This window comes from Caldicellulosiruptor obsidiansis OB47 (assembly GCF_000145215.1).
In the GTDB taxonomy this organism is placed as follows: domain Bacteria; phylum Bacillota; class Thermoanaerobacteria; order Caldicellulosiruptorales; family Caldicellulosiruptoraceae; genus Caldicellulosiruptor; species Caldicellulosiruptor obsidiansis.
In genome coordinates, this window is the sequence record NC_014392.1 from 2,446,434 (window position 1) to 2,471,891 (window position 25,458).

At 35.3% G+C, this 25,458-nt stretch carries 21 protein-coding genes, 1 pseudogene and 3 CRISPR repeat arrays; of the genes and pseudogenes, 6 read left to right on the plus strand and 16 right to left on the minus strand.

Going from position 1 to position 25,458, the window contains the following annotated elements:
- The first annotated feature begins 11 nt into the window (after positions 1 to 11).
- Positions 12 to 737, plus strand: coding sequence for an IS1096 element passenger TnpR family protein (locus tag COB47_RS11380; protein WP_013291492.1), 726 nt, complete (start codon positions 12 to 14; stop codon positions 735 to 737).
- Between the two features lie 186 nt (positions 738 to 923).
- Here COB47_RS11380 and COB47_RS11385 read toward each other — a convergent pair.
- The 16 genes and pseudogenes from COB47_RS11385 to COB47_RS11445 all read right to left on the minus strand — a co-directional run.
- A pseudogene (locus tag COB47_RS11385) lies at positions 924 to 1,495 on the minus strand (transposase); the annotation flags it as partial.
- A 105-nt stretch (positions 1,496 to 1,600) separates the two neighbouring features.
- Positions 1,601 to 2,218, minus strand: coding sequence for a hypothetical protein (locus COB47_RS11390; protein ID WP_013291493.1), 618 nt, complete (start codon positions 2,216 to 2,218; stop codon positions 1,601 to 1,603).
- A gap of 328 nt (positions 2,219 to 2,546) precedes the next feature.
- Positions 2,547 to 2,717: a hypothetical protein gene (locus COB47_RS12220; RefSeq protein WP_154646011.1), complete on the minus strand. Its 171-nt coding sequence runs from the start codon at positions 2,715 to 2,717 to the stop codon at positions 2,547 to 2,549.
- Positions 2,718 to 2,720: 3 nt separating this feature from the next.
- Positions 2,721 to 4,211: a CRISPR direct-repeat array (repeat unit 30 nt; unit sequence GTTTGTAGCCTCCCCTTTGGGGATTGAAAC).
- A gap of 153 nt (positions 4,212 to 4,364) precedes the next feature.
- A complete protein-coding gene (locus COB47_RS12265) occupies positions 4,365 to 4,511 on the minus strand; it encodes a hypothetical protein (protein WP_013291494.1) in 147 nt (48 codons plus the stop codon).
- A gap of 4 nt (positions 4,512 to 4,515) precedes the next feature.
- Entirely contained in the window at positions 4,516 to 4,812 is a 297-nt protein-coding gene (locus COB47_RS11400) for a hypothetical protein (protein ID WP_237698915.1), read from the minus strand.
- A 509-nt stretch (positions 4,813 to 5,321) separates the two neighbouring features.
- Positions 5,322 to 6,632 carry a TIGR02221 family CRISPR-associated protein gene (gene csx2, locus COB47_RS11405; RefSeq protein WP_013291495.1) on the minus strand — a complete coding sequence of 437 codons (1,311 nt, stop codon included), beginning with the start codon at positions 6,630 to 6,632 and terminating at the stop codon, positions 5,322 to 5,324.
- A gap of 185 nt (positions 6,633 to 6,817) precedes the next feature.
- A complete protein-coding gene (locus tag COB47_RS11410; protein WP_013291496.1) occupies positions 6,818 to 7,420 on the minus strand; it encodes a hypothetical protein in 603 nt (200 codons plus the stop codon).
- A 35-nt stretch (positions 7,421 to 7,455) separates the two neighbouring features.
- Entirely contained in the window at positions 7,456 to 8,625 is a 1,170-nt protein-coding gene (csm5, locus tag COB47_RS11415) for a type III-A CRISPR-associated RAMP protein Csm5 (RefSeq protein WP_013291497.1), read from the minus strand.
- Complete coding sequence (gene csm4 / locus COB47_RS11420; protein ID WP_013291498.1) at positions 8,606 to 9,592, minus strand: type III-A CRISPR-associated RAMP protein Csm4; 987 nt, start codon at positions 9,590 to 9,592, stop codon at positions 8,606 to 8,608. Before csm4 ends, csm5 begins: the two co-directional genes overlap by 20 nt.
- Positions 9,593 to 9,606: 14 nt before the next feature.
- The gene (gene csm3, locus COB47_RS11425) at positions 9,607 to 10,404 is read right to left on the minus strand and encodes a type III-A CRISPR-associated RAMP protein Csm3 (RefSeq protein ID WP_013291499.1); all 798 of its coding nucleotides are present in this window, start codon (positions 10,402 to 10,404) and stop codon (positions 9,607 to 9,609) included.
- Positions 10,405 to 10,440: 36 nt separating this feature from the next.
- Positions 10,441 to 10,842, minus strand: coding sequence for a type III-A CRISPR-associated protein Csm2 (gene csm2 / locus COB47_RS11430; protein WP_013291500.1), 402 nt, complete (start codon positions 10,840 to 10,842; stop codon positions 10,441 to 10,443).
- Positions 10,843 to 10,873: 31 nt separating this feature from the next.
- Entirely contained in the window at positions 10,874 to 13,339 is a 2,466-nt protein-coding gene (gene cas10 / locus COB47_RS11435) for a type III-A CRISPR-associated protein Cas10/Csm1 (protein ID WP_013291501.1), read from the minus strand.
- Between the two features lie 610 nt (positions 13,340 to 13,949).
- Positions 13,950 to 15,373: a CRISPR direct-repeat array (repeat unit 30 nt; unit sequence GTTTGTAGCCTCCCCTTTGGGGATTGAAAC).
- 168 nt (positions 15,374 to 15,541) lie between these two features.
- The gene (locus COB47_RS12335; RefSeq protein ID WP_013291502.1) at positions 15,542 to 15,685 is read right to left on the minus strand and encodes a hypothetical protein; all 144 of its coding nucleotides are present in this window, start codon (positions 15,683 to 15,685) and stop codon (positions 15,542 to 15,544) included.
- Positions 15,686 to 15,816: 131 nt separating this feature from the next.
- Positions 15,817 to 16,077, minus strand: a complete 261-nt coding sequence (locus COB47_RS12710) for a hypothetical protein (RefSeq protein ID WP_237698916.1) — start codon at positions 16,075 to 16,077, stop codon at positions 15,817 to 15,819.
- On the minus strand, positions 16,025 to 16,237 hold the full coding sequence (locus tag COB47_RS12715; protein ID WP_041742586.1) for a hypothetical protein: 213 nt from the start codon (positions 16,235 to 16,237) through the stop codon (positions 16,025 to 16,027). Before COB47_RS12715 ends, COB47_RS12710 begins: the two co-directional genes overlap by 53 nt.
- Before the next feature lie 134 nt (positions 16,238 to 16,371).
- Positions 16,372 to 17,757 (minus strand): ATP-binding protein, encoded by a 1,386-nt coding sequence (locus COB47_RS11445; RefSeq protein WP_013291503.1) that lies wholly within the window; start codon positions 17,755 to 17,757, stop codon positions 16,372 to 16,374.
- Positions 17,758 to 18,286: 529 nt separating this feature from the next.
- Positions 18,287 to 20,246: a CRISPR direct-repeat array (repeat unit 30 nt; unit sequence GTTTGTAGCCTCCCCTTTGGGGATTGAAAC).
- Positions 20,247 to 20,621: 375 nt separating this feature from the next.
- Here COB47_RS11445 and cas4 point away from each other — a divergent pair.
- The 5 genes from cas4 to cas7b all read left to right on the plus strand — a co-directional run bounded on the left by cas4 (position 20,622) and on the right by cas7b (position 25,448).
- On the plus strand, positions 20,622 to 21,131 hold the full coding sequence (cas4, locus tag COB47_RS11455; RefSeq protein ID WP_013291504.1) for a CRISPR-associated protein Cas4: 510 nt from the start codon (positions 20,622 to 20,624) through the stop codon (positions 21,129 to 21,131).
- Positions 21,128 to 22,123 carry a type I-B CRISPR-associated endonuclease Cas1b gene (cas1b, locus tag COB47_RS11460; RefSeq protein WP_013291505.1) on the plus strand — a complete coding sequence of 332 codons (996 nt, stop codon included), beginning with the start codon at positions 21,128 to 21,130 and terminating at the stop codon, positions 22,121 to 22,123. Before cas4 ends, cas1b begins: the two co-directional genes overlap by 4 nt.
- Positions 22,124 to 22,139: 16 nt before the next feature.
- Positions 22,140 to 22,403, plus strand: a complete 264-nt coding sequence (gene cas2 / locus COB47_RS11465; protein WP_013291506.1) for a CRISPR-associated endonuclease Cas2 — start codon at positions 22,140 to 22,142, stop codon at positions 22,401 to 22,403.
- A gap of 80 nt (positions 22,404 to 22,483) precedes the next feature.
- The gene (locus COB47_RS11470) at positions 22,484 to 24,415 is read left to right on the plus strand and encodes a TIGR02556 family CRISPR-associated protein (protein ID WP_013291507.1); all 1,932 of its coding nucleotides are present in this window, start codon (positions 22,484 to 22,486) and stop codon (positions 24,413 to 24,415) included.
- Between the two features lie 49 nt (positions 24,416 to 24,464).
- Positions 24,465 to 25,448 carry a type I-B CRISPR-associated protein Cas7/Csh2 gene (gene cas7b / locus COB47_RS11475; protein ID WP_013291508.1) on the plus strand — a complete coding sequence of 328 codons (984 nt, stop codon included), beginning with the start codon at positions 24,465 to 24,467 and terminating at the stop codon, positions 25,446 to 25,448.
- Positions 25,449 to 25,458: the final 10 nt, after the last annotated feature.

A 25,458-nucleotide genomic window follows, 5' to 3' on the forward strand; every position in this document is an offset into this window, starting at 1 on the left:
GAGAAAAGTAAATGAAGGGAAAATGTTATTATTGTGGTAAGGATATAACAAAAACTTATGTAACAAGACATCTAAAGTCATGCGAGAAAAGACTTAAGTATCAGGAATTTTTGAAAAACAAAAGAGGAAAGTTAAAAAACTTATTCTTGCTTCAGGTTAACTTTGCAGAAAATCCTTCTACTTTTTGGATGTATATTTCGGTTGATGAAAATGCTACACTGCTTGATCTTGACCAGTTTTTCAGAGATGTTTGGTGTGAATGCTGTGGACATTTGAGTTTGTTTAAAATCAATGCAATTGATTATTTGAACAACGAAGAAACTCTTATGGAATTTTTAGATTTTGAAGAAAATGCAACAACAATGAAAGTTAAACTCAAAAAAGTGTTAGAAGAGGGTTTGACATTTGACTATGAATATGATTTTGGAGATACAACTCATCTTTCAATAAAGGTTATCGAAAAATATCAAGGGTACCAAAATAACAAAATTGAAATCATGGCAAGGAACAATCCACCAATTTATATCTGTTCGGTTTGTGGCAACATGGCTACTCATTACTGTTACGGTTGCTGTAGCTTTTATTGTAATGAATGCAAGGAAAATGATAGTTGCAGTTATGAAGATGAATTAATGGTAGAAATAGAATCCGGGCAAAATTCTCCAAGATGTGGAGTATGTGGATATGTATATGACGAATATGGAGACGAAGACTACAAACCACTGGTAGTTGAGTAAATTACCTTTTTATAAACCACCGTAGGTGAATTTAAAAAATCTGAACAAAATTTAAGTTGATTATTTTTAAAAGCTATTTCTAAAGGGAGAGTCAGCAACCACAATGCTTACAATTGATAAGATATTACCTTTTTTGAACAATGAGTTCATTGAAGATGCATCTAAAAACAAAAAAACTGAGACTTGTCAAGAATTTTGTGTTTCCAATTTATAACGTAATTTGTAGAGTTGAGTTATGTTGTTAATGCATTTTCTAATGCTTGGAACTTCATTTTTCCGTTTTGCATAGCGTAAGTTCTCTTCCTGTAAGTAAATATTAATTTCTAAGACACAGGCAGCTGAAAGTATCCACCTGAATTTACTTCTTGCCTTCTCAATCATGCTATTTACACATAAAGCGGCGTTTGTAGAAAAAGCTTTCTTAATTCCTCAGGGTATTTCATATGGACAGAATAAAACTCTGCTTTTTCTGATATTGCAGCAATAAAATCGAGGATATTTTGAAAGGTATCCATCACAAAGTTCTTTAAATTTCAGTACAGCTCAATCAAAATCGGAGGAAGAAATTTTAAGTCTGTTCTTAACTCTTGTTAAAAGCAGAAAGCTTTATCTTTTGTCATATGTTTTCTGCTATTTTGTTGGAGGTGGACAAAAGCAAGCTAAAGGTCAGCAAGAGGATAAGCAAGTTTGACAGCATCTATAATACCAGGAAAGTCATCGCTTATGACAATTAAAACTTCTTTAAGACCTCTTTCAATATACCTCTCTTTTTCAATTAGCAAACTTTGACGTTTTTCTTCTAAAATTTTAATTTTATTTTCATGTTCCTGCTTTAAAACTTGACTTTCCCTTATGATTTGGTCTTACCTTTTCGTAATCTCATTCAATTCATTTTGTTGATTTGTTATATCTTCAAAAATTTTATCCTTTTCTATTTTTTCAATACTAAGCCTTGCTTCAAGTTCTTCTATTTTATTCTCCAGAGAAATATTACTATTAATTATTTTGTTTACCTCATCAGCTATTTTCTTTAACCTTTTTATATTACCTGTTTTTGAAATAGAAACATCTTCTACTCCGTTATACCCTCTCTTGATTATAAGTTCATTAATATTAGATATAATATCTTTGATCCACTGGACATAACACTGTTTTAGCCTCTTTGGCAAATCCTGTTTATAAAATAACTCCGAAATTTCTTTATCATCAACGGTATATTTACATCTGGCTAAATAATCATCCATCGGTTCTTCAAATAATTGATCTATATCAATTCCATATTTATACAAAACATCAAGATAAAATGCTATCAGAGAACCAGCAGATATATCATAAATTTCGTTTAGTTTTGTAAATTCCAAAAAAGATTGCCACTCACCTTCATTTGAAAAAATAATCCATATTTTCTTGTTCTCCTTAGACTGCAAAACTATATTTTCAATTCTCTCAACCAGATTTTCATATAGGGAACTTTTTCTCATATTTTTCAACTCCCATACAATAGTCTTATGACCTGGTTTTTGTTGTTCTATCACTTTTTAATTGTGCGAAGACAGACTATTACTAATTTAAAAATTTTATTAAAACCCAGATTTTTATCGTATATTAAATTTATTTTATCATAAATATTTTGTTAGAACAGCAAATATAAAGTATTTAGATTAGCTTTGCACTTGATTATACAAACACTATCTTGATGTGCATATTTATTTGACTTATAACGAATATATTTGCTTTTTGACTAAAAGTCATTTCCGTCGACCTCCGGTGGATATTTTTTGAGGTTTATTTTGTACTCGGTTTCAGTACCTATACCACAGACTTTGAAATAATTGCTGGCAGTAGCTGGATAGACGGAAAGAATAGATGAGACTTTAGAGCTTGATTTTTCTGAACTGTGCAGGATTTTGATATGATGTACTGATATAAAAACATTGACACCATTGCATAAAGTTGATATAATAAAATCAAGCTTTCCAACGTGTTTGTAGCCTCCCCTTTGGGGATTGAAACTCTTTACTTTTTTCACTTCTTAACGCTGCTTGTCTGTTTGTAGCCTCCCCTTTGGGGATTGAAACTTTATTTAAAAATCTGGAATTTTCGCACCCGAAAAAGTTTGTAGCCTCCCCTTTGGGGATTGAAACGGTAATGAAAGAAAACCTTATTTCCCACTCCTGCAAGTTTGTAGCCTCCCCTTTGGGGATTGAAACAGTCATATTCTTCGTTTGAGAATTCATTACCGTATACGTTTGTAGCCTCCCCTTTGGGGATTGAAACCCCAATTGATCAGGTGTAATTACACCACTTTTTAAAACGTTTGTAGCCTCCCCTTTGGGGATTGAAACTTCATCGCATCTACAGTCTGCTTGCAATGTAGTTCTGTGTTTGTAGCCTCCCCTTTGGGGATTGAAACTAGTAAGCACCTCCTTTATTTAAAAATCTGGAATTTTGTTTGTAGCCTCCCCTTTGGGGATTGAAACGCTTAAATTGTTCTTGCTCTAAATCTGTTCTTATTGTGTTTGTAGCCTCCCCTTTGGGGATTGAAACAATACAAACGATGCTACATAAACTTGTAAATTTCGTGGGTTTGTAGCCTCCCCTTTGGGGATTGAAACTATAGGAGATGTGCATTTAGGGAGTAAATATTTTGAGTTTGTAGCCTCCCCTTTGGGGATTGAAACTATCTCTATTTCTTCCTTCTCTTTCTCATCTTTTATGTTTGTAGCCTCCCCTTTGGGGATTGAAACGTTTTTAGATACGGATGATTATAGCAAATTAAAGGTTTGTAGCCTCCCCTTTGGGGATTGAAACTCGTTTTCGTAAACGACTTTAGCTTGAATATCAAGCGTTTGTAGCCTCCCCTTTGGGGATTGAAACATGCCAAGCTTCACAATATCCTTTGCAGCTCTGCAGGTTTGTAGCCTCCCCTTTGGGGATTGAAACGCTAATGTCCTTACACCGATATGCAGCCTTTCAGCTGTTTGTAGCCTCCCCTTTGGGGATTGAAACAGCGAAACTTCAAAGAAGTTCGCAAGTTTGATTTTAGTTTGTAGCCTCCCCTTTGGGGATTGAAACTCGTTTTCGTAAACGACTTTAGCTTGAATATCAAGCGTTTGTAGCCTCCCCTTTGGGGATTGAAACTTTAGTCCTACCATGATAACAATAAGCAGCATATAGTTTGTAGCCTCCCCTTTGGGGATTGAAACCCGATAAGCAATAAACACACGGTCTTGGCTAAAGCATTGTTTGTAGCCTCCCCTTTGGGGATTGAAACAGCTTTGCTGTGATGATTGCAGTTTGAGAAAAGTCAAGTTTGTAGCCTCCCCTTTGGGGATTGAAACAAGCTGTTGTTCGTGAAATAAATCTCATTGCTAAACAGGTTTGTAGCCTCCCCTTTGGGGATTGAAACAATTCACCTTCATCTGCCATGACCTTTACCTTCATGTTTGTAGCCTCCCCTTTGGGGATTTAGGAGAGGGAAAGCCTGCACATTGGGGATTGGTAAGAGGAGTGGAGTTTTCTCTTTGGGGATTGAAACGCAAGATGAATAAAATGATAATTAGGAAAATAGTAGACATTCCAGAAGCAGCAAAAAATATACCTGTTGAACTGATAGTCAGAATACCTTTAAATAATCTGAACTGCTACAAGCTCGCCTTCTTTTATCTCATTAATAGCTTTTTTTGTATAATCAAACCAGATTTCTGCTTTGTATCTTGAATAAACATCGCTGTCATATTTCATCATGCGTCCGACAATCTCTGTATTGAACATTTTTTCACTCCTCATCATCAAACTTGAGACTATCTCGGAACTTTCTAAAAGTCATATTAAGCGGATCTTTTTTATAAAGCTGTTGACTGCTCTGGATTATACCTTTTGCAAATTTAAGCAGTGTTTTAGTTCCTCTGTCTGCCTTGTGAAGCGGTTCTGGATATCCAATCACTTCAGGAAAGTGATTTCTTGTAAGAATATCTAAAAAGTATATATTCATCGCCTGCCCCCAGTTGATAATATTCTTATCAACATGAAGAAAAGGTGATATCCTTCCAAGCTTGCTGTTATCTACTAGCACACTCTCTAAAAACTGTTTGTCAAGGGCAGGATGCAAAAGCCTTTCGACAAATAGATGAAAAATCCTTTATTTAAATATCATAAAGAATTACTTTTAGACAAAAAAAGGCACTGATATCAGGTTTATTTACCATCAGTGCCTTTATATTTATCTAATTTAACTTGAAATTACTCTTCAATTACATCTTCTCCATCATCTTCATCCAAGCCTTCAGGATAAATGTCCTCAAGGTCTGCATAATAACATATAAGAAAGTTAAGAACATCGACAGAAGATTTTTGGGAGTTTATTGGAAAAAGTATAAAAGAAAGCGATGTTCTACCTTGTTTATTTTCAAAAGTATCTTTTGATCCAAGCAGCCTATATCTTAAAAAAACCTTTTATAACCCCCAGTTATGAATTTTAACATAAAATATAAAATCCCCAATGAAATAAATATAATTTGATTTTCACACATTAAAACAGTTCAAATATTATGCGAAAAGGCAAGGAATTCATTTCAAATTTTATTAATTCTCACTTCTCCTTTTCAACATCTTTTCAAATAAATTCATTGCTGAATTTAATAATAATTTGAATTCCTCCACATTTTCTAAGTAGTTCTGATTGCCGCGTGGTGATGAACCATGCACTGCAGCATTCCTTAGATATTCCAATTCTTCAATTGTTCTTGCCTCGTCTTGTTCTTTGATTAGTTTGTTTGAATCTGATTTAAATACAACATTTTTCATTTCCAATTTTAGTTTTTTCCTTGCTTCCTCGCGTGCATCATAACCCATATTATCTTTTATCTTATACACATCTGCAAAAAGTACAATTATTGCTTCATAAAGAAGAATCAAGGCTTTAAGATATTGCCTTCTTTCATAGAAAAACTGCGACCTTTTGTACATCCTCTGAAAAAGTTTTTCCTGTCTGTTCATCTCAGAAAACTCTTTGTACATTATCTCAACTATTTCTTTTTCAAAAGAATGATCAACCATTTTTTGTTTGTCTTCAAGTCCTTTTATTATCTCTTCAATTTCTCTTCGCGGCTGGCGGTTCATCTCAAGCTTGAAATAAGTCTTTTCTCTGTCGCCAAGACCTATTTGCTCAAGCAGCGGTACAAAATAACCTGAGTTTTGGAATGTCGCCATAGATTCTATTAATCTGACAAGCTTGTCAATGAAAGGTATCTCAATAACTGGAGATTGCCCATCCTCAATCCCTGAAAAATAGTCTCGCATATCATGTGCACCATAGAATATTCTTATGCTGTTTATCTTTCTCAAATACTTCAAAAGCATTATACCATATGAAAAAACTACAGGAATGTTCCTAAATGCATGCGTCATATCAAAGATTACGTTGTACTCACCATCTTTATCAAGCTCTTCTAAAAGTATATCAATACCTCTGCCAAGCTCAAGCGGCTTTATTTTGTAAAACTTCAGCTGTGGTACGTACTTTGTTAAAGTATTCTGCCATGCTGAAAGTGTATTGTCTTGAATACCTTTCTTTTCTTCTTCATATACTTTTAAGCACATCGCAGTTATATCTTCTGAGTTTTGTACATCATGAGGTAATATCTGGTAAAGCTCTGACCATGCTGACTGGTCAGTACCAATCAAGATAAACTTGTCAATTTGCATATTCTCTACTTCATTAAGATATTCGTAAAGTGCAATTCCAAAAAAAGCTGTTCTTGTGGCTATGTACTTTTTACTCTTGTCAGGATTGAAAACATACTCAGTTTGTTCATACCCCACTGTTTGGTCTTTTTTTAACCGACCTTTGCCTATAACTGAAATTAGAATATTTACGGTTTTATTTTTACTCAACCCAAAAACCCCCTTTTTACTTCAAAAACGTTTTTTCATATATTTCTATATATATAAATATGTAATCTTTTGCAAAAAATCTGAGACTGTCTAAAATAATCAATAAAAAATTTTGTAGAAAACTTGAGATTGAGCCCGAAAGATCTGCTTGGAAATTGTTTATGGATATTCTGATTATATTATATCTATCTTATATGAAACATCTGACAAAACATTTCCAAAAGTTCTTTTGATGCAAAAATTTCAATTTTGCCAAAATATTCTATTCTACCGTCAATAACATGCTGCTTTTTTAAATCTTTGGTTATTAAAAAGAAGAACCTCTGGTCTTCAGGATATTTGCCAAATCTCTTGTAGTAGATGTCAAGAAGCTGTTGTCGAAGAGTTTCGGAAAAAATCTCTGGTTCCTTTTCATATTCTATGCACCTTCCTTCTTTTTGAGCATATACACCGCTGAGCAAAGTTCCTTTTGATTTTACCTCCACTTTCCTGGATGAAATACTCTTTAAACAGATTCCTTTAAATAAGCTGTTCAAGACTTCATAAATTTTAAATATATTTTGAGTAACAAGCTCAACAAAAGGCGTTGCAAGGTATATTCTGAAATTCTCAAATACCCAAACACCATCTTCTACTTCTCTTTTGTTTCTGGTTCTCACAGTCGTTATTGTGAACAGTTCTGTAGAAAGTAGCTTTCTTATTACATGAAAAAGTTCATTATAATAAGAGGATGGAAGAAAAACTCCATCCTCTTTTGCAAAAAAATTGAAAACAAAATAATGCGCCATACTCTACACAACCTTTAAATATTTTTAAGTATTTCTTAACCTATTGTCACCTTTATCCAGCCGGGGATTGTTGCAATCTCGCCATTTTTGAAGATAATTCTTCTTGTTTTTGGAAAAAGTTCAGGATAAATTTTTGAGCTACTATCAACAACTTTTAGTTTTGAAAAGCTCTCTTTTTTAAAATACATTCCAACTGTCTTTGAACAATACCCTGTCGAAAATCCTAATTGAATCAAAAACTGATTTGGAGCAAGTTTTTTCAAAATGTCCATTAACTTTTCATATTCTTTAACAATTTGTATTAGTTTATAATTTCTATAAAACTCTATCTCTTTCGATATATACCTTTCTGTTGCACTATTTATTACCTTTGTCAAGAATTCTACACTGTCTTTGTAGCCGCTAACTCCATCAAATTTGTCTTTCAAACCAGATGTTACTGCACTGCCAAAAACAAATTTATCTTCAATCTTCATTGTGCCTTTTAAAGAAGTTTTTGGACTAATCCCTTCTGCAACAATTGAAAGACCACTTTGTGGGTCATCAAAATTGCCCTGTCTGTGGTACCATTTGACTTTGCCATCGCAGATATTCATTACCTTTATCTCATAGCCAAACATTTTTTCATATGACACAAAATCAGTATCGCTTATCTGAAGGAACTTAAAAGGTGAAAAATAAGGCTGTGAAAAAATGCTCTCCTCTGGCTTATCATCAACCTCTTTGGGGTCAATTTTATTTCTTGGATTTTTTTCTTTTAAATTTTTTTCATATGCAAAGTCAAGAGCCTCTTCATATTTTTTGAGCAAAGGATCTTTTAACGCCTTTGTAATAAACGACCTCACCGCACCTTTTAAAGACGAACCAGGAATATATGCTCTCCCTGCACTTTTTATAAACGCTACAACCTCATTTTGTAAATTCTTTACACCATCTAATTTTATCCTGTACCTCGTGCACCTTTCAATATCAATTGCATACTTTTCTATAACATCACTCAATTTAAAGCCTTTTGGATTTGTCTCAAGTGCCTTTGTGATTGTATCAATCAAACCTTCTTTGGTAAAACTCATCTCGAACAGCTTGTCAAAATTGATGACCCTTAAAAAATCGCCTTCTTTTATAAACTCAAAGCTTTGGAGTTTATCCTGCCCACCTATCACAACCGGGGTTAAAACCTCAACTTCATATATTCTGCTCCCCAATAAAGCTCACCCCCTTTGGCAGGGGAATCAAAAACGCCAAACCATATCTGAGGATAGGATGTGAATCATAACCGTTTGGTGTGACATCTACCACCCTGCCGAAAATTTCACCTTTTACAATGCTTCCCTCAGAAAACATCCTAACAGCCTTCTTTTTCGTACCAAAATCGCCTTTTGAGTAGATATACCCTGACCTTGTGGTGATATCATAGAACTTAAATTTTTCTATTTCGCTGCTGTCTTTTGGATTTGTCAGTGAAAGTGTCATGTAATATTCACTCTCTTTCGTGTCTTTGGAAGATGCATCTAAGAATTCTGGCTTAAATAACCCTAAGCCGGCTGTTCTATCCCCGCCTATGCCTTCATCTCCCAAAAGCCTGATTGCAGCCTTTATCTCATTTTCTAAAGCAGAATCTAATATCTCAAGGTAAAACCAAAGACCTGCATTTTCTTTAAACTGGCAATGTGAAAAATAGTAGATGTTTGAAGAAGATGTAGCTCTATCTATCGTTACTCTTGCCCTTTCTTTGGTTGTCAAGAAAGTAGAAGAAAGTTTTTCCTTTTCATCTGATTTTACTAAAAACTCACCTGCTGGCTCAAAATTCCCTTTAAAAAGGTTTGTTAAATCCTCTTCATCAACAAATCTGACTTTTTTTATCTTCTTAATATCATCAGATTTTACATATTCATGCAAATCTAACCCCATAGGTTTGAACACAAAAAACTTATCCTCTATATATGGCATTGTTGATGATACTTTAAAAGCAGGTTTGCCATCCAAAAAACCTTTAATTAGCTCATCTGTCTTTTGCTTTCCAAAAAGTAGCGAATACGCATTTACAATCCCACTCATGATTGTGTCAGAGTGTGCCATGGTCTGGGTTGTATTGTAAGTCTTTTCTTTTGCTCCAAAATGAACAGGTGTTTTGAACTTGATTTTGACTTTAAAAAGCTTTTTTGTCTCCATAGCCTATCCATCCTTCAAAATTGAAGATTTTTGAGGTCTCTTGCTTCAGCAATCACTTTTGGCTGGCCTTCAGTCAGGTAGCATTCCTTGTCTTTATACTCAATCTTTATACCAACAAACTGAACCTTGCCATTTCCTCTTGTACCCTGCCCGCCAAGATAATCATCTTCAAGCAGCCTCATTGCCTGTATTAACTTTTTAATGTAAAGGTCACCATCATCCTTGCCATCAACCTCAAACCTGTTCACAACAAACTCAGCCTCAAACTCTGCACCTGCAGGTACTCTTTCGCTCTGTCTTGGATTTGCTTTTGATGTTATTCTATCTATGTTGTTTTCAAATTTGACTTCTGTCCACTCAAGTTCCAGATTCTCTTTCATCTCGTCTGTGATAGAAGTTTTTATTAGCTTTGCATCACGAACAATTAATCTTGTTGGAATAACAGCATCTGTAAAATCTACTTTTTTGCCGTTTTTAAGCTCATGCTCGCCGTGGTTTCTGCCAAAAAGTCCACATACAACACAGTCTTTGTCGCCACACATATGAATGCAAATCCCAGATGATCCGTCTTTTTCTTTTTTGGTTACCACCAGCAAATCCTCTTTGACTTTTTTCTCTGCAAATTCCATCAACGCACGCATTTTACCTTTCAGCGAAGAACCTGGTATGTATGGCTTGCCTTCAGCATCTTTTATAACAGAATTATCAATACCACCTATCTCTAAGCTGTTATTCCCTTCTCCTATGTGAAGACCTGTTACTGCCTTTATTTTACATGTAACAACATACTTGCCCTTTAAAATAACATCCATGTTGCATTCAACCTCCCAACAGCTTTTGATTGTTTTTTATTCTCTTCCACCAAAGAATTTGTGGTATGCAACAACTGCCTCAAAAAAGTCTTTAAATCTCTGTAATGTTTTTTCATTTTGCTCTGCAACTGGCAATGCTTTATTGACTATCTCTTGGAAATCTTTTAGTTTCGGAAATCTTCCTGATGTATACGCCATTTTTGCTTTCAAAAGCTTTAGCTTGTACTTATAGTTTTCATTCTCTGGAGAAAGTCTTTTGACCTCTGTGAAGACTTTTCTCAGCTGTGTAACCGTTACATTGGACTCTTTCAAAAGCTGACCTGTTTTCTCTGCAACCTCAGAAAATGCTTTGCCATCCTTGTCCTTACCAGGATCAATAGCAGTCTCAATTTTGCTCAATATATCATTTTTTAAAGCTCTGATATCAACGCCTGGCATATCAAAAATTCCCTCCTTCCAATCTAAATCATTAATGTCTCATCTCAAGCTCAGCCCATCGGGCTGCTAAATAAGCATGCTTGTAGAGTGAATTTGTTTGTTCCTCGATTATAGCTTTTAAAATTTCATCAAGTTCATCTTTTAATTTTCTGTATCTATCTTTTAGCTTTGCTATATAATATACAAATCTCCATGATTTAAATATTTCGCCATTTTCTTTTGCCATTTTTCCAAGCTTGTCAACTGTGTATATTGCATTTATTAGAGCTTTTGATACATTTTTTTCACTTACAAGGCTCACTATCTTTTCTTTTATATTCTTAAGATCATCAAACTCTTCCCAGCCAACAAAATGTCCTGAAAAAGCAAAGCAATCCTTCTTCTTCCCATTATCACGTTCAAACTTCTTTGCCTCATCAAGATGATCGCCGCAAACCGTTGCAACTCTGTAAATTGGATACTTTTTATCAGGTGCTATCTCAAAACCCATAGAGAGTGTTATGTCTTTATTCTGGCAAACATATTCCCTAAATTTTTTATAAACTGCGCCAGCCAAATAAGGCATGTCTGTCCACGGTCCAAGTACGCAAAAATCATCCCCGCCTGCGTAAATCACAATTGAATTGGTGCTCTGTTCTTTCGTGAGTTTATTAAAGAAATAGCCAAAAAACAACGAAAACTCCTGAGACAATGTCATTACTCTTGAAAGTGAATTTTTCTCTTTTAAACCATCCTTAAAAATTCTTCCTAGATTATCAACATCACCTCGCACTATTCCCCATGTTGAAAGCCCTTTTGATTCTTTTACAATATCATCTAAAAGTTTTATATTGCCACTTTTGTCAATTGGTGCATATGTTGATATGTTAAGTGCTTCATAATATTCTGGATCAAATGCCTCTCTTTTGAGCAACGAATTCCCATTCTTTAACTCTTCTTGAACCTTTACCATATCTATTATTATGGTGTTTGAAATGCTTTCATAGTTGGATGAAAATTCTATCTTTCTCCCAAAGGCAGTCAAAATTTTATATATATTATCCAGCTTTTCCGAAACTACTGGTTTATGCCAGCTGTCAATTATAAACAAACTCTTTATGAGTCTTTCCCCAAGGTCAACAAAGCTATCACAGAAAGAACATACAACTTCACCTAAATCATTTGTGTTTGCTATATTGCCACAATGCGGACATTTGTTTTCAAAATCATCAAATGGCTCAAAAAATCTCATCTGCTCATTTTTGATGATATCACTGAACTTTTTACTCTTTCTGATTTGAATTTTTCTTGCAACCTCATCAAACTTTTCACCAATATTGCCCATAAATGATGCAAGGTCAATGCTGCAACTTTCAAGAAGCACATTAAGTGCCCCTTTGTGGGCTTTGAACATAACATTGTCAATCATGCTCTGGTATTGATGTAGCCTCTCTTCAAATGACTTGGGCATCAAAAGGTAAAAATGTCCTCCACCGTTGTATATAAGATTACAAATGGGCATATTTTCTTCTTTTAGTATAAACCTTGCTATTGTGTCCAGCAGAAATGCTATGTAAAATGACTTTCCTTTGAGAGCTTTTAGTGCACCGTCCATTCTGGTATCAAATACAAAATCTTGAATGCCTGAAACATCGCCTTTTACAAGACAAAACAGCTCCCCATCTCCTTTTTGAATTGAGCTTTTGTTCTTCAGTTTTGTCAAAATTCCTTCAAGCTCTTTTTTCATCTTTACTATATCATCTTTGAATCTGTATTTTAACTCTCTATCAAGGCAGAATGCAATTGCTGCTGTCGATTTGCTGTGTGCCCAAAGTGAAATATCTGGTTTGCTATGATAAAAGGCTGATGGGATGTTGTATGTATACTGCTGCATAAGATTGTAAACTGCTGTTATGTAGTTCTCCTCGTCAATTGAATGATCCTCAAAATGCTTGCGCAATTGATTCATCTTAGAGACAAATTCTTCCCATAAGTTTTGATAATCCTCTGAGAAGTCATTTTTTGGTAAAGCTTGAGGAAATTTTACATCGTATTTCTTCGACAAAAATTTATAACTCACATTTTGTTCTGGTTTTTCATCATCTTGCCTATCAAGTATGATGTTTGAAAAGATTGAAATCATTTGCTTTACTTTCTGGCTATTTTCCTCTGATTCACTGTAGTCTTCTCTGTCAGTTGCAGCAGAAATTCTGTCAGCAATGGAAATCAAAAGTTCTTCATACTCCGAAGGTTTGTGATGGTTTAAAATTAGTGATGTTACCTGTAATTTCTTTGGAATTGTATTTTCTGCAAAGAATGCACCCCATTCTTGGTGGCGTGGTGCAAAAGCACCTTCTTCTTTGTAAAATGTCTTATATCCTTCTTCTATTGTTTTTTTTGCATCTTTGTTATTTGTTCTCATATAAAACTTTCCAACATCGTGCAAAAGCGCACCCAAAAAAAGACGTAAATTAAAACGCTTTTCCTCCTCAGATAAGTTGGTGTTATAAAAGACCATCTTTAAATACCACCTTCTTTTATGGGTTTTTGTAAAAACACCATTCAAGGGTTTATGTTTAGATCATTCTAAAGGTGAGTTCGTGGACTTGAAAAAATAATAACATTATGTCGAAACCAGCAGTTTTTGGCACTTTATTTAATTATACCACCTATATTCAAAAATGAAAATATTAAATTTATATCTACTTTTCAATCATTGTTTTTATCCCCATTCTAAAAGGACAAGGCTTTCTTCTAAATATTTTGTAGATTGCGCAATTAAAATTCTGTACTGTTTTAGTTTTAGTATTCTCTATAGCCATTTTACAGACAATTGCAAGTTTATACTAAAATTTGAGCTTTATTTATCATATTTATGCTTTTTGACCAAAAGTCACATCTGTCGACCTCCGATAGCAAAATTTTTAAGTTCATATTGTATTCGGTTTCAAGCCTGCAGTACGTAGATTAGACCAAACTTCTGGCAGCAGCTGGATAGACGGAAAGATTTTATGGGCTTTTATCCCTTGATTCTTCTGGGTTGATTTGAGTTTTTCACAAATGTTTTAATATAAAAACATTGACAGGGGTGTATAATCTTGATATAATAAAATCAAGCTCTTGAACGTGTTTGTAGCCTCCCCTTTGGGGATTGAAACGATCGCCTTCACACACTGTAAACGAGATTATACCCGTTTGTAGCCTCCCCTTTGGGGATTGAAACGGTCAACGATCAGTATTTTATTTCTATTCTTGACCCGTTTGTAGCCTCCCCTTTGGGGATTGAAACTCACAGACTACATAGGTAGCAAATATTATTCAAGCGTTTGTAGCCTCCCCTTTGGGGATTGAAACGAATCATAATTAGCAAAATCATCAAGTTCATTATTATGTTTGTAGCCTCCCCTTTGGGGATTGAAACACATACTGGTTAGATCCTCCAGCAAGTCCTAACATGTTTGTAGCCTCCCCTTTGGGGATTGAAACATACTTAATTTTAAGCAAAATACTAACAAAATCATCGTTTGTAGCCTCCCCTTTGGGGATTGAAACGCCTGCATATAAGAACCATGATGAACAACTGATACAACGTTTGTAGCCTCCCCTTTGGGGATTGAAACTGTCATCAGGTTGTTTATATTCTACTTCTTTTACAGTTTGTAGCCTCCCCTTTGGGGATTGAAACGGGTACAGGAGATTATTGGCATGTGCTAAGTTAGGAAGTTTGTAGCCTCCCCTTTGGGGATTGAAACTGTCAATAATCTCTTTAGCCCTGATTAATTTGGTATGTTTGTAGCCTCCCCTTTGGGGATTGAAACCTATTATTTGATATATATCCAAAATCCTTTAAAGTAGTTTGTAGCCTCCCCTTTGGGGATTGAAACTCCTCAAAATTAAATCTTCTTGAATTATTCCTAGTAGTTTGTAGCCTCCCCTTTGGGGATTGAAACACCTCTTTCTCTACTTTTTTTACCCTTAACATCTTATAGTTTGTAGCCTCCCCTTTGGGGATTGAAACTCCTCAAAATTAAATCTTCTTGAATTATTCCTAGTAGTTTGTAGCCTCCCCTTTGGGGATTGAAACTTGTATAAACCATAAAAACTTTTGTCTCGTTATAATGTTTGTAGCCTCCCCTTTGGGGATTGAAACCCTCTAATCGTCGAAACTTCTCTTACTTCAAAATATCGTTTGTAGCCTCCCCTTTGGGGATTGAAACTCATTACCCGAAGATAAACCATCATTACCATCAACATAGTTTGTAGCCTCCCCTTTGGGGATTGAAACCCAACTGTTTTTACTCTTTCTCGCCCTTCATGATAGGTTTGTAGCCTCCCCTTTGGGGATTGAAACCTTATTTTTGTTGTGTCACCGTTAACTAAGTATCGTGTTTGTAGTCTCCCCTTTGGGGATTGAAACACTCATACTGGCATTCTTCGTAACGCTTTAAAATTTCGTTTGTAGCCTCCCCTTTGGGGATTGAAACCCTATGTTATATGAATCTGGACCTTCATCGATGACGGGGTTTGTAGCCTCCCCTTTGGGGATTGAGGAGAGGGGAGAGCCTCCCCTTTGGGGATTGAGGTGGGAGAGAGGATTTGTAGCCTTTCCAGTGGGGATTGAGATATGATCCTTCTCCGAAAAAAAGCTTGGAAAAGCCATTTTGTGGCTCCCAAGCCCTTTTAGAGTGTTGTCAGAAGCTATTATTCCTTTGCAAATACATTAATTTTTTGCAAGCGCCTTTTTAAAACCTTGACAAAGCCCTTTTATAACAAACCCCAGAACAACAATAATTGCAAAAACTTTTAACCCTTCTGCAAGTCCATTGAGCATTATTGATGCGCCAAGAAGAGAACTTAGCGACATCGCTTCTCACCTCGCAACACTTTTCTACTACTTATAATTTACCCTTTATGAAAAGCTTACAAAAGTTAATTTTTCTGCGAAGAAAATTAGAATCTAACCTGCACAAGCTGAAAAGCAAAGTTTTATAAAATCTATTTTACATAAACCATCTGACAAAACATGTCAAGAAGCTCTTGTGAGGCAAATACTTCGTATCTACCAAAAGCTTTAATCACATTGTAAATATCAGAAAATCCTAAAAACCCTTTTTCCTTTCCCCATGAATCTATAATAAACAAGCTCTTCATAAGTTCATCGCCAAGATCTACAAAGCTTTCGCAAAAACTACAAAAATCGAGGTTATTCTCTTTTGGTTCTATCTTCCTTCCACAGTTGAGGATCCTTTTGTTCATAATCTTCCCATGGCTCGAAAAATTCCATTTTTAACTCTTCAATCACGTCCTTGAACTTGCAAGCCTTCTTTCTCTGAATATTTCTTAAAACCCTATCTAAACAGTCACCAAAGTTGTATGCAAAGTCGTAAAGATTAACCTCTGCAGCTTCTAAAAGCACGCTCAGAGCTTCTCTGTATGCAGAAAAGATAATTTTGTCAATTTTTGCTGATATTGCTATACAAAAAATATGCGAAGTTTCGCTTTTGATTCTTTAAATAACTCTTTAATTACACAAATGATCTGACCTATTTTTTAAATGTCAAATTCACTGACTAAAAACACATGAGGATTTTGTTTAGCAAAACTTATTACCTCATCCGTAAAACCACTTTTTGAAAATAATACATAGAATTTCTTATGGTGATTAAAAATCATACTCTTTTCTATCAGGTTATTTAAAACAGACATGTCAACCTTCTGGTTTCTCCATTTGCACTCGCCAAAAAGTATATTATCTTGATTGAATGCTACTATATCAATTTCTTCTTCACGCTTTTTATAAGGATTATTCCCCCACCATTTACCTATATTTTCAAAGATAAAAGGCAGTTTCTTCTCCCTGTTCAAAATCTTGAGGTAATCCATACATACCTGCTCGTAAACCTCTCCAATAAAATCGCTCATGAAAGGTCTGATTTTATTCTCAACAACTTCATCAATCAACCCCTGTTCAATTAGAGTCTTGTTGGTAAAAACAAATCGATACCAGAATCTAAAGAAATTATCTTTGATTCTGTAAATGCTCTTTCTGCTCTTTGCTTCAAGCTTCAAAGGTGTTACCTTTTCAAGAATTTTCAGGTCTATGAGTACAGAAATATATTTTGCACACTTATCAGTATCAACTCCCACTTTTGCAGCTATCTCGTTTAATTTGCTGCTGCCTGTTGCTATTGCTTCTATTATCGAATTATACAAAGCAGGTTCCCTTACTTCTTGTCTTAAAAGCAGTTTTGGTTCTTCATAAAGATATGATGACTTGTCCAATATTTTTGTCTTGATGTTTTCGTATATGTCTTTTGTGCTGTCAAAGATACTCAAATATTGAGGAATTCCTCCCAAAACTCCATAAGCAGTAACCTGATCTTCAAAACTATAATTGGGAAAAAACTCTCTACTTTCAAAAAAATCAAATGGTTCCACTATTAACTGAGTAGTTCTACGACCATATAAAGGGCTTTTATAACTTAAAACTTCCTTTTCGATGAAACTTACCAAAGATCCACAGATAATCAAAAAAAGTTTGGTGTTCTTTAAATGATGGTCAATCAAATTTTGCAGAAGCGATGGTATACTTTTGTTCGAATTTACTATATAAGGAAATTCGTCAATTACGACAATTAACCTTTTATCCTTTGCTTGCTGTGCCAAAAATATGAATGCCTTCTCCCATGATTCAAATTTGCTTAACAATCCCCCAAGGCTAAAATAAGAGAGTACCTTATCTGAAAAAGATTCAAGGTTAATTTTATTATTGTATTCCTCAGCAACAAAGAATATTGAGGGTTTGTTTTTGCAAAACTCAGTAAGCAGAGTAGTTTTTCCAACACGTCTTCTTCCATACACAACAACAAAGTGGAATTTGTCTTCATTATAAAGTCTGTTTAATGTTTCAAGTTCATACCTTCTTCCAACAAACATAAAATCACCTACTTTAAAGTTACTAACTCCAGAGTTACTAACTTTAAAGTTAATAACTTTGAAGTCAATAAATATTATAACACGGTTTCAGTTAGATTTCTATTGCGTTTTTGATTTTCTGAAGTTCACGCCATCTTATGCTAAATTTAATTCTTCTTTGTAGCTTGGATCAATTATTCTTAAGCTATATACTCTTTGAGGTACTCGTGAAAGTCAAATCAAAATAGCTAGGAAGACAATGCTTTTTGAATATTATTCAAAATAAGATTTATATTCATTCATTTTGACCAAAAGTCATATCCGTCGATCTTAAGTGCAAAAATTCTGGGGTTCAATTTGGACACGGTTTCATTTAGATGTGGTAAGATTTTGAGTTGATTTCTGGCAGCTGCTGGATAGACGGAGGGGTTCGAGAGTGTTTTATCCCTTGAATTTTCTGAACTGTGTGTTATTTTGATATGATGTACTGATATAAAAACATTGACACCATTGCATAAAGTTGATATAATAAAATCAAGCTTTCCAACGTGTTTGTAGCCTCCCCTTTGGGGATTGAAACTTCATTAATTCTTCTAAATTTCTAATAGTTCTTGCAATTGTTTGTAGCCTCCCCTTTGGGGATTGAAACGCTTGACTCATTGAAATTTTTGAAAGCCAATCAAAGTGTTTGTAGCCTCCCCTTTGGGGATTGAAACACTTCTTCCTGTGTCATAACTGCAATTTCATCTTTATGGTTTGTAGCCTCCCCTTTGGGGATTGAAACATTTTATAATACTTGACCCTGCAAAACTTGTTATACGTTTGTAGCCTCCCCTTTGGGGATTGAAACTTATCTATACCTAATAAACCTGCAAAATCTTTTAATCTGTTTGTAGCCTCCCCTTTGGGGATTGAAACCTTCACTAAAGCAATATTTCTACCATTTGAATCTTTCCGTTTGTAGCCTCCCCTTTGGGGATTGAAACCTGATTTTTTTGCCATCAAGCAACTCAGTACCTGCTTGTTTGTAGCCTCCCCTTTGGGGATTGAAACCTGATTTTTTTGCCATCAAGCAACTCAGTACCTGCTTGTTTGTAGCCTCCCCTTTGGGGATTGAAACAGGTTAAATAAATGGGGCGGCTAAAGCCGCCCCAAAGTTTGTAGCCTCCCCTTTGGGGATTGAAACATATTCTGAGCTAATGCTTCTAACAGTTCACTGTTAGTTTGTAGCCTCCCCTTTGGGGATTGAAACACTGTAGCATCTTCAACATCTTTTTGCAACTGATCTAGTTTGTAGCCTCCCCTTTGGGGATTGAAACGGCTCTAAACTGTTATACATATCAATTATTTCTTGTGTTTGTAGCCTCCCCTTTGGGGATTGAAACGCCATACTTGTATCAACACTATATTTATACAACAAAGTTTGTAGCCTCCCCTTTGGGGATTGAAACATTACCTTCAAAAAATTTTTTTACAACTTCTTTATTGTTTGTAGCCTCCCCTTTGGGGATTGAAACTTAGACCAACTATCTCCAACCCCGCCACCATTGTACGTTTGTAGCCTCCCCTTTGGGGATTGAAACAAGGGCTGGTTGAATTTTTTGCTTGATGTTAAAGCAGTTTGTAACCTCCCCTTTGGGGATTGAAACTCAATATTGACTACATCTGTCATTTCAGGTTTTTTAGTTTGTAGCCTCCCCTTTGGGGATTGAAACCCGTTGAAGAAAGCCAAGCCGTCGGCTTTGGTGAGGGTTTGTAGCCTCCCCTTTGGGGATTGAAACCGCTAACAATTGTTCAAAAACAGTTCGTGGAAAAGTGTTTGTAGCCTCCCCTTTGGGGATTGAAACGCTTGTCAGTTCCACATTCTTTTTTAGCTGTTTCAAAGGTTTGTAGCCTCCCCTTTGGGGATTGAAACTTGTTTGAAATCAATAAATTCGCATTGCCTTGATAGTTTGTAGCCTCCCCTTTGGGGATTGAAACGCCTGTTTCTGTGAAATACCTGCCTTTTCAGAAATTGTTTGTAGCCTCCCCTTTGGGGATTGAAACATTAAATATTTTTATAAAAAGGGTGGGCACAAAGAGTTTGTAGCCTCCCCTTTGGGGATTGAAACAATAATATAACGTTTTAATCTCCTCTGTATTTAACAGTTTGTAGCCTCCCCTTTGGGGATTGAAACGTATAAATTAATATATCATCAAATCCTATATACCTGGTTTGTAGCCTCCCCTTTGGGGATTGAAACCCATCACCATTAATATCAAATGCTAACCCTGTTGCATTAGTTTGTAGCCTCCCCTTTGGGGATTGAAACAATTTAACTCTCTCTTTAAACCTTCCATAAATTTCTCGGTTTGTAGCCTCCCCTTTGGGGATTGAAACCCATAAGGGATCCTAAAGTTGTGAATATAAGACCTCGTTTGTAGCCTCCCCTTTGGGGATTGAAACTATATCTCATACCCAAGCGTCCTCTTTATCGCCTGTTTGTAGCCTCCCCTTTGGGGATTGAGGAGAGGGAAAAGCACCATTGGTGGATGAGAAAAAGCACTCAATGCCTAAAGACAAATCAAAATATCTTTTCTGATTTTACATATGCAATGCATTTCAATTATCCTGTATAGAGCAATCTATCCTGTCTTGATGTTTTGAAATATCAAAATTGGTATCTCTGAACAAAAAAATATTCTGAACAAAAACATATAAAGAAATTAAGTGTATAGAAGAAAATAGAGATGAAGAATAAACAAGTTTTTTAAAATTCTACTTCTTGTGGTAACATTTCCCATAAACTTCGCATAAAATTTGACCTTTCTTAAAGGTTTTAAAGCAGGTAAAATTGTAAATGCAAAGTTAAAGATTAACCTTTTACGAAAGAAAGAAGGGTTAGATGCATACGGAAAAGCTTTTTGAGGTTAAAGGTTCGATTGTACAAGCGTACATTGTTTGCAAAAGACAAGCATGGCTTTTGTCACGAAACATTGGACCATCGTCAGACAACCCATTTTTGGAGATAGGCAAGTTAATATCGCAAGAGTATTACAAAAACGACAGAAAAGAAGTATACTTTGACGGGGTAGTTTTAGACCTTATAAGGAAAGAAGATGAAGTGTTATTGGTTGGGGAAATCAAAAAATCGTCACGTGCAAAGAATGCTGCAATTTTGCAACTAAAATTCTACCTGTATAAGCTCTTTAAAAACAATATTAAAGCGCGCGGCAAACTTCTTATTCCTGAAGAGAAAAAGACTTTTGATGTTGAACTCACCACTGATGATATAGAAGAAATAGAAACTCTTACACAAGAGATTGATTCATTTTTGTACTCTCAATTACCACCCCAGCCGCAAAAAATCAAAGCATGTTCAAAATGTTCGTATAAGGAGTTTTGCTGGGCATGAAAAGATCACTTTATATTTTTTCAGACGGCGTCTTGAGAAGAAAAAATAACACTCTGTATTTTGAAAGCGAAGGTGTACAAAAGTTCATTCCAGTTGAGAATACATCAGAAATTTACATCTTTGGAGAGGTTGAGCTGAACAAAAGATTTTTAGAGTTTTTGACTCAAAGCGAAATAATCCTACACTTTTTCAACAGGTACGGCTACTACGTTGGAAGCTTTTATCCACGTGAGCACCTAAACTCTGGTTATATGATTTTAAAACAGGCTGAGCATTATCTTGATACACAAAAGAGGCTTTTTCTTGCCAGAACATTTGTCGAAGGCAGCTACAAAAATATGAGGCAGGTTTTAAAATACTACCAGAGCCGTGGCATTGATGAGCTTGAGCAATATATCCAGCAGATGGAGAACTTATTTGGCAGCGTTTTTAACATCAATGATGTTAACTCTCTTATGGCAATGGAAGGAAACATTAGGCAAACCTATTACTCAGCCTTTGACCTCATCATAGGAAAAGATGATTTCAAGTTTGAAAAAAGGTCAAAACGTCCACCAAAAAATGCACTCAATACACTCATTAGTTTTGGCAATTCAATGATGTACACAGTTGTTCTTTCCGAAATCTACAGGACCCACCTTGACCCACGGATAGGATATCTTCACACTACAAATTTCAGAAGATTTACACTCAACTTGGACGTTGCTGAAATCTTCAAGCCAATAATTGTCGACAGGCTTATTTTTTCAATAATCTCAAAGAACATGTTAAAGCCAGAACACTTTGAAGAGGATTTAGAGGGAATAGTTATCAAAGACGACGCTAAAAAGCTCTTTATTGATGAACTTGAACAAAGACTTTCAACAACAATCTCTGTTAAGAACATTGGCAATTATGTCTCATACAGGCAGCTTATAAGAATCGAGCTTTACAAGATTGAAAAGCATCTTATGGGCGAAAAGGAATATCAACCATACGTAACCCAATGGTAATTGAGGTGAAGCGGATTTGTACACCATCCTTGTGTACGATGTCAATGAAAAACGCGTTGCAAAAGCATTAAAAGTGTGCCGAAAATACCTCAACTGGGTGCAAAATTCTGTGTTTGAGGGCGAAATCTCAGAGGCAAAGCTGAAAAAGTTAAAGTTTGAACTTTCTCAAAAGCTAAACCTTGAAGAAGATTCTGTTATTATTTACAACTTTCAGAGTCGCCTCTATTCCCAAAGAGAAATACTTGGAGTTGAGAAAAACAACTTAGACAGATTTATTTAAAAAATTTAGGTACATGGTTGAAATTCTAACTTGGTTGTGATAAGCTAAATTTTAGTAAAAATTAAAGAGGTGCCAAAAAAATGATTGAAGCTGTTGCTGAACTGGGTAGATTTGTACTGGAGGGAAAATCAAAGTCAGTCTCACAAGAGGATAGCCCCTCTGATGTTCTATCAAATAATCTTTCTTCTTTTTTATCGCGAGTTGAAAGCGAAAAAATCCTTTTTATCCTTTTAAATCAAAACCAAGGAAAGTTTGAATACTGCGGACTTGAACTTCAAGCACCTGTTGAATCAAAAGCAAAATTTTATCTTTTCAGCCAAGGTGCAAAAGGCGGTGGAACAAACTTTTCACCTACATGTACTGTTGTAAAGCCAAAAGCTACAAAAAATATGTCAGAAGTCGAAATAAAAAATAACATAAAATCCCAAGTTGAAAAGACGTTTCAGCTAAAGGTTGAAAACTGGTTTTTGAACAAAGCGCAGCCTCTTGCTAAGAAATTTTTGAAATTGAAAATTTTAAGTCAATCTGATGCAGATTTTATTGAAAAGATAACACAAGCCATAAAAGAACATAGAAAAAGAATTATAGATGATATTTCCCAAAAAATTTTTGATACTGAGCTTAAAAAAGGAAATAGTATACTTCTCTCTCTTCTCATAGATAAAAAGTACATTGGCGAATATGAAATTTTCAAACTGTTTTTGCTTGAACTTATAAAAGAGAAAAACCAAAGGTCAAGTTCACAGGATAAAACATGTTCTTTATGCAAACAAAAAAGAGAAAAGGTCTCTGGCATGGTCAACGTTTTCAAATTCTATACCATTGATAAGCCGGGGTTTATAAAAGGTGGATTTTCATCTGAGAATGCATGGAAAAACTTCCCGGTATGTTCAAGCTGTCAAACACATCTTAGTGAAGGCAGAAAGTACTTGGAGGAAAACCTTAGATTTGAATTTTATGGCTTTAAGTACCTTCTCATACCAAAGCTCACACTCGGAACTGACTCTGAATATACAGAAGTTCTTGATATCCTTGAAAAAACCCAAAAAGACATCCGACTTGGTGAGAAAAAATTAGAGCGTATCACAAACGATGAGAATGAAATACTTGAAATTGTCAGCGAATTTAATGACTTTGTATCAATTACATTTTTGTTTTTAACAACACAAATGGGTGCTGAGAGAATTGTTCTTCTAATTGAAGATGTTTTCCCATCACACCTAAAGAACATATTTGATGCAAAAAGACATACAGAAAAGAAATTTCGCAAACTCTTTGACAACCCTGATATTCAATTTACATTTCACCAGATTAAATACTTTTTCTCAAAGAGCAACAGGCTTAGGAAAAAGTCAGATCTTGACAGCTATTTTTTAGAGATAACAGAAAGCATTTTTAAGAAAAAACCTATTGCCTTTGACTTTTTACTCTCTCATTTTTGCCGAAGGCTTCAAGATGACATTGTAAATAGCGACTTATCAGGTTTTTATGTTTCTTGTAGCTATGCAATGGAAGTTTTAGAATTTCTGGGTAAACTAAACATTCTAAAGTTAAAAGGAGATGAGATGAATATGTCTTTTGAAACTCCGTTTGACGAGATTTTAAATGAATTTCCTGTTGCATCTGCAAACCCTGCTGTAAAAGGAATTATCCTTGTTGGTGCGCTTTGTGACATGCTTTTGAGAATTCAGGCAGCTGGTCTTAAAAAAGCTCCTGGAAGAATGCCACCATTTGCTAAAAATTTGAAAGGACTTAGGTTAAAACAAGCTGATATAATCTCACTTCTGCCGAAGATTGAAAACAAACTTATGGAATACTCAGCGTTTGGCAAGGCAAAGAAACTTGTTGCTGCTACAGCTTCTGAGCTTTTGCTAAAAGCACCAGCTGACTGGAAATTGTCTTCCGACGAAGTGAGCTTTTACTTTGCCTGTGGTATGAATCTTGGTCAAAAAATCAGGGACCTTGCAAAGAAATTGACAAACGACACAGAAGAGACTGAAGATGAAGAATAAAACCTTGTGTTTTAAAAAATTCAAATAATCAGAAGGGGGAATTATCAATATGGAAAACTTAAACAATAACATTATCAAAAACAGGTCAGAGATTTTGTTGTTATACGATGTGACAGACGCAAACCCAAACGGTGACCCACTTGATGAAAATAAGCCAAGAATTGATCCTGAGACAGATATATGCATAGTAACAGACGTGCGCTTAAAAAGAACATGCAGAGATTACTGGGCAGAGTACAAGAACTTGCCTGTGTTCATCTTAAGAGAAATCTCCGAAGATGGAAAGCTCATGACAAAGTCTGACAAATTTTCAAAGTATAATCTCAGCAAAGACAAGCTAAAAGAATATATCGACATAAGACTTTTTGGTGGTACTACCACTTTAAAGAGCAAGGACGAAAAGAGAAAAAGTAAGTCAGAGGAAGACTCATCAGAGGAAACCGGTGCAATTACATTTACAGGACCTGTTCAGTTTAAATTTGGAAGGTCTTTGCATAAAGTCGAGTACATGCTTGTAAAGGGCACAACAGTTATGCCATCGGGTGAAGGTAAAGACCAAGGGACATTTACAGAATGCTATATTCTACCGTATGCTCTGATTGCTTTTTACGGTGTTGTAAATGAAAATGCAGCTTTACGTCAAGAGTTGCCTGTAACAGAAGAAGATGTTCAGCTTCTTTTAGAGGCTCTTTGGTGCGGAACTAAAAATCTCATCTCACGTTCAAAGTTTGGTCAGATGCCAAGGCTTCTTATGAGGGTTGAATATAACCAGAGCGGTTTTTACATTGGTGAACTTGACAAACTTGTGAAGCTTATCTCCCAAAAGCCAGATACTGCTATACGCTCACCAGAGGACTTCCATCTTGATATAACAAGACTTGTTGAAAAGATTTCAAATTATCAGGATAAGATTCAAAAGGTTGAGATAGCTGTTGACTATTCTATCAGCTTTGTATGCGAAGGCAAATTTGTTCAGCTAAAAGATGCTCTTTCTTTCTTGGGTGACAGGATCAAACTTCTTAAGTTTGAGTGATTAAATTTCA